The organism is Longimicrobium sp. (assembly GCF_036387355.1).
Taxonomy (GTDB): Bacteria; Gemmatimonadota; Gemmatimonadetes; order Longimicrobiales; family Longimicrobiaceae; genus Longimicrobium.
The window spans coordinates 1-3,759 of sequence record NZ_DASVTX010000190.1; the positions used below are offsets into that span (position 1 = coordinate 1).

The 3,759-nt window shown below is 69.8% G+C and carries 3 protein-coding genes; all 3 read left to right on the plus strand.

Going from position 1 to position 3,759, the window contains the following annotated elements; genetic code table 11:
* The first annotated feature begins 259 nt into the window (after positions 1-259).
* The 3 genes from VF665_RS08480 to VF665_RS08490 are packed head-to-tail and all read left to right on the plus strand — an operon-like array spanning position 260 to position 3,737.
* Positions 260-1,138, plus strand: coding sequence for an SDR family oxidoreductase (locus VF665_RS08480; protein ID WP_331052981.1), 879 nt, complete (start codon positions 260-262; stop codon positions 1,136-1,138).
* A complete protein-coding gene (locus VF665_RS08485; RefSeq protein WP_331052982.1) occupies positions 1,135-2,118 on the plus strand; it encodes a TIGR03885 family FMN-dependent LLM class oxidoreductase in 984 nt (327 codons plus the stop codon). The genes VF665_RS08480 and VF665_RS08485 overlap by 4 nt, the downstream gene beginning before the upstream one ends.
* A complete protein-coding gene (locus VF665_RS08490) occupies positions 2,115-3,737 on the plus strand; it encodes an alpha-amylase family glycosyl hydrolase (RefSeq protein WP_331052983.1) in 1,623 nt (540 codons plus the stop codon). The genes VF665_RS08485 and VF665_RS08490 overlap by 4 nt, the downstream gene beginning before the upstream one ends.
* Positions 3,738-3,759 lie beyond the last annotated feature (22 nt).

Here is a 3,759-nt window from a genome sequence, read left to right on the forward strand (position 1 = left end):
AGGGGCCGGTGGAGGGGCGCCGTTGGGGTGTGCCCCCTCTCCCACATCTGTTCGTGGGAGAGGGTGGACGCGTCTCAGCGCGGCCGGGTGAGGGCCACAGCCGGCGGAACCGCGCCGACCCCGAATCCGCACCGCCGCCCCTATTCCCTATTCCCTATTCCCTATTCCCTGCAGTTCCCTGTCCCTCCCCCGGTATGCTCCCTGCAACCGCGCCGCGCTCCCAATCGTACCACCCATCCCCGGATCGGGAGTTATACCTATGCTGGACCGCAATCCCATGCACGGCCCCACCGTGTCCAAAAAAGACACGGAACAGCCCTATCCCGGCACCGACGCCGCCATGCACCGCAAGGCGGACCACGGCGAAGAAAGCTACGACGGGTGCGGCAAGCTCGCCGGCCTGGCCGCCATCATCACCGGCGGCGACAGCGGGATCGGGCGGGCGGTCGCCATCGCGTTCGCCAAGGAAGGCGCCGACGTGGCCATCGGCTACCTGAGCGAGCAGGAGGACGTAGACGCGCAGGAAACGCGGCGCCACGTGGAAGCCGCCGGCCGCCGCTGCCTGGTGCACCGCTTCGACGTGCGCAGCCAGCAGGCCTGCCGCGAGTTCGTCGACATGGCGGCCAACGAGTTCGGCCGGCTGGACGTCCTGGTGAACAACGCGGCGTACCAGATGGAGCAGAAGGGGATTGAAGACCTCACCGAGGAACAGATCGACCGGACGTTCCGCACCAACATCTACGGCTACATCTTCATGGCGCAGGCGGCAATGAAGCACCTGAAGGCGGGCGGGTGCATCATCAACACCGGCTCCGTGACGGCCATGGAGGGCAACCCGGGGCTCATCGACTACTCGTCCACCAAGGGAGCCATCCACACCTTTACCCGGACGCTCGCGGAGAGCATCGCCGACAAGGGGATTCGCGTGAACTGCGTGGCGCCCGGCCCCGTGTGGACGCCCCTCATCCCCGCGACCATGAGCCCGGAGAACGTCGCCACGTTCGGCGAGGACACCTTCTGGAAGCGCCCCGCGCAGCCCATTGAGATCGCCACCTCGTACGTGTACCTGGCCTCGGCTGACGCGCGGTACATCACGGGGGAAGTGATCGCCATCACCGGCCAGTCCGGTACCCGATGACGCGCATTGGCTACCACTGCAGCCACGAGCAGTACGCGCCCAGCCGGCTGCTGGACCTGGTCGTGCGCGCGGAGCAGGCGGGGTTCCAGTCCGCCATGTGCTCGGACCACTTCCACCCCTGGACCGGGGCGCAGGGGCACAGCGGCTTTGCGTGGAGCTGGCTGGGCGCGGCGCTGCAGGCCACGTCGCTCTCCTTTGGCGCCGTCACCGTGCCCGGCGGGTGGCGGTACAGCCCGGCCATCATCGCGCAGGCGGCGGCCACGCTGGCGGAGATGTTCCCCGGCCGGTTCTGGATCGCGCCGGGCAGCGGCGAGCTGCTGAACGAGGGGATCGTGGGCGAGAAGTGGCCCATCAAGGCGGACCGCAACGCGCGGCTGAAGGAGGGATGTGAGATCATCCGCGCGCTGTGGGCGGGCGAAACGGTCACCCACCGCGGCCTGATCACGGTCGAAGAAGCGCGCCTGTACTCGCTCCCGGCCGAGCCGCCGAAGATCGTGGGCGCGGCGCTCTCGCCCGAAACGGCGGAGTGGCTGGGCGGCTGGGCGGACGGCATGATCACCACCGTCCGTGACCGCGAGGGGATGCAGAAGATGATCGACGCCTTCCGCCGCGGCGGCGGGGAAGGGAAGCCCATCTACCTGCAGGCGCAGCTGTCGTTCGCCAGGACGTACGACGAGGCGGAGCGTGGCGCCTACGAGCAGTGGCGGACGGTAAAGCTCCCGCCGCCGGTTCTGGCGGAACTGCGGACGCCGGCGCACTTCGAGGCGCTGGGCGAGGCGGTCAAGCAGGAGGACATGGCGGAGAAGATGCGCATCAGCGCCGATCCGGAGCAGCACCTGGAGTGGCTGGCGGAAGACGTGCAGATGGGGTACGCGGAGATCAACCTGCACTGCGTCCATCGCGAAGAGCAGGAGCGGTTCATCGACGTGTTCGGCGAGCGGGTGCTGCCGCAATTGGGGACCATCGGCCAACCGGGATGACGGACGCGGCAATCGAAAGCACGGGTGGCGGCGAGGCGCCGTGGTGGCGGCGCGGGGTGATCTACCAGATCTACCCGCGCTCCTTTCAGGATACCAACGGGGACGGAATCGGCGACCTGCCGGGGATCGTGCGCCGGCTGGACCACCTGGCGTGGCTGGGGGTGGACGCCGTGTGGATCAGCCCGTTCTACCCGTCGCCCATGGCGGACTTCGGGTACGACGTGACCGACCACTGCGCGGTGGACCGGGCGTACGGCGGCATCGTGGACTTTGACGACATCGTCCGCGAGGCGCACGCGCGGGGCATCCGCGTCATCGTGGATTACATCCCCAATCACACCTCGCACCGCCATCCGTGGTTTCTGGCCTCGCGCCTGTCGCGCGAGGCGGAGCGGCGCGACTGGTACGTGTGGCGCGACCCGGCGCCGGACGGCGGGCCGCCCAACAACTGGGTGAGCGCGTTCGGCGGCAGCGCGTGGACGTGGGACGCGCACACCCGGCAGTACTACCTGCACACCTTTCTGCGCGAGCAGCCGGACCTCAACTGGCGCAATCCGGAGGTGGTGGATGCGATGGTGCAGGTGCTGCGCTTCTGGCTGAACCGGGGCGCGGACGGCGTGCGGGTGGATGCGGTGCAGGCGGTGATCAAGGACGAGGCGATGCGCGACAATCCGCCCAATCCCGCGTACGTGGAGGGGCGCGACGATCCGTACGAGCGCCTGCTGCGCGAGCACAGCACCGACCAGCCCGGCGTGCACGAGGTGATCGCGCGCATGCGCGAGGTGGTGGACGGATACCCCGGCGAGCGCGTGCTGATCGGGGAGATCTACAATGAGGTGGAGCGCGTGATGGCCTACTACGGCCAGGACGGGCGCGGCGTCCACTTCCCCTACAACTTCCAGCTGATCAAGCTGCCGTGGAACGCGCGCGCGCTGGAGGCGGCGGTGACGCGGTACGAGAGCCTGCTGCCGGAGGGCGCGTGGCCCAACTGGGTGCTGGGCAACCATGATCGCATGCGCGTGGCCAGCCGGGTGGGGCCGGCGCAGGCGCGGGTGGCGGCCATGCTGCTGCTGACGCTGCGCGGCACGCCGACGGTGTACTACGGCGACGAGATCGGGATGCGCAACGCGGTCATTCCGCCGGACCGGGTGCGCGATCCGTGGGAGCTGAACCTGCCCGGCCGCGGGCTGGGGCGCGACCCGGTGCGCACGCCCATGCAGTGGAGCGCGGAGCCCAACGCGGGATTCAGCGAGGCGGAGCCGTGGCTTCCGCTGGCGGAGGACTGGGAGCGGGTGAACGTGGCCGCGCAGGCGGATGAACCGCGCTCCATGCTGGCGCTGCACCGCGCGCTGCTGGCCCTGCGCCGCGCCGAGCCCGCGCTGGCGCTGGGCGATTGGGCGCCCGTGCCCGCCGCGGGCGACGTGTTCGCGTACACCCGCACGCACGGCCAGGACCGCCTTCTCGTCGCCCTGAACCTGGGCGCAACGCCGGCCTCGGTGGAGATCGTCGGAACAGGCCGCCTGCTCCTTTCCACCGCCCTGGACCGCGCGGATGAGGATGTGCAGGGGCGCCTTGAGCTGCGCGGGGGTGAGGGTGTGGTGGTGCGGATGGAGGGGTGAGGGCTGGCGGCCTGCTGATATG

Excerpts from the sequence above, each read along its gene's own strand:
- VF665_RS08480 (WP_331052981.1), top strand. The coding sequence starts at position 260 with ATGCTGGACCGCAATCCCATGCACGGCCCCACCGTGTCCAAAAAAGAC.
- VF665_RS08485 (WP_331052982.1), top strand. The coding sequence starts at position 1,135 with ATGACGCGCATTGGCTACCACTGCAGCCACGAGCAGTACGCGCCCAGC.
- VF665_RS08490 (WP_331052983.1), top strand. The coding sequence starts at position 2,115 with ATGACGGACGCGGCAATCGAAAGCACGGGTGGCGGCGAGGCGCCGTGG.